1 protein-coding gene and 1 pseudogene are annotated in these 1,106 nt (G+C 73.4%); both read left to right on the forward strand.

Going from position 1 to position 1,106, the window contains the following annotated elements:
* A partial coding sequence (locus FV228_RS30530) for a transporter associated domain-containing protein (protein WP_147857830.1) occupies window positions 1-633 on the forward strand: 633 nt, incomplete at its 5' end.
* 78 nt (window positions 634-711) lie between these two features.
* Window positions 712-1,106, forward strand: a pseudogene (locus tag FV228_RS30535) (apolipoprotein N-acyltransferase); the annotation flags it as partial.

Raw genomic sequence — 1,106 nt, forward strand, 5'->3', positions numbered from 1 at the left:
CCGCGCCCGGCCCGTCGCCCGCCGGTGCGGCTGCCCCGGGCGCTGGATCTCGGCAAGGTCGATCTCAGCACGACGCTGGCCGCCGCCCGCATTCAGCGGCCCGTTCTGTTCGTGCCGCCCTCCATGCCGGCCATCGACCTGCTGGTGCGGATGCAGGCGACGCGCACCCACATGGCCCTGGTCATCGACGAGTATGGCGGGACCGACGGGCTGATCTCCATCGAGGATCTGATCGAGGTCGTGGTCGGCGACATCGAGGACGAGCACGACGTTGCCGAGGCCAAGCAAGTCCAGCGGGTCGATGGCGAGGACGACGTGTTCGTGGCCGATGCCCGCACGCCCCTGGCCGAGGTCTCGGAGGCCACCGGGGTCGACCTCGTGGCGGCGGTCGGCGACATGGCCGAGGAGATCGACACCCTTGGCGGCATGATCGTCACCCTGGCCGGCCGGGTCCCGTCCCGCGGCGAGCTGATCGTGGGGCCGGGCGACCTCGAATTCGAGGTGCTCGACGCCGACCCCCGGCGCCTGAAGCGCCTGCGCTTCCACAAGGGTCCGGCGCGGATCAGCACCGTGGTGCCGCTCGCCCTGCCGCCACCGACCCCGACGCCGGCTCCCGAGACGCCGCATCCATGAGGGGCTTCGCGTGACGGGTGCTGCGTGGCGGTCCTGACCGCGGGGCATGCCCGGGACTCGGCCGCACCGAGCGGTCCCATGGGCCGCCCGTCCCCGGGCTTCGTGCTGGCGATCACCCGGTCGACCGGTTGGCGGCGGCTCGGGCTGGCTTGGCTTGCCGGTGCGGTGGGCGCCCTGGCGATGCCGCCCTACGGGTTCCTGCCCGCCCTGGCCGTGTCCCTGTCGGTGGCGGTCTGGCTCATCGACGGTGCGGGCGCGGAGCGGACCGCGCTGCGGCGCGTCTGGCCCTGCGTCCTGATCGGCTGGGCCTGGGGCTTCGGCTACCTCACCGCCGGACTGTGGTGGCTCGGCCAGGCCTTCCTGGTGGAGGCCGACGAGTTCCTGTGGGCGATGCCGCTCGGCGTCATCGGCCTGCCCTTCGCACTCGGCCTGTTCTACGGCGCGGGGTTCGGCGCCGCCGGACTGCTCTGGGC

It is taken from the genome of Methylobacterium sp. WL18, from assembly GCF_008040015.1.
Lineage (GTDB): Bacteria > Pseudomonadota > Alphaproteobacteria > Rhizobiales > Beijerinckiaceae > Methylobacterium > Methylobacterium mesophilicum.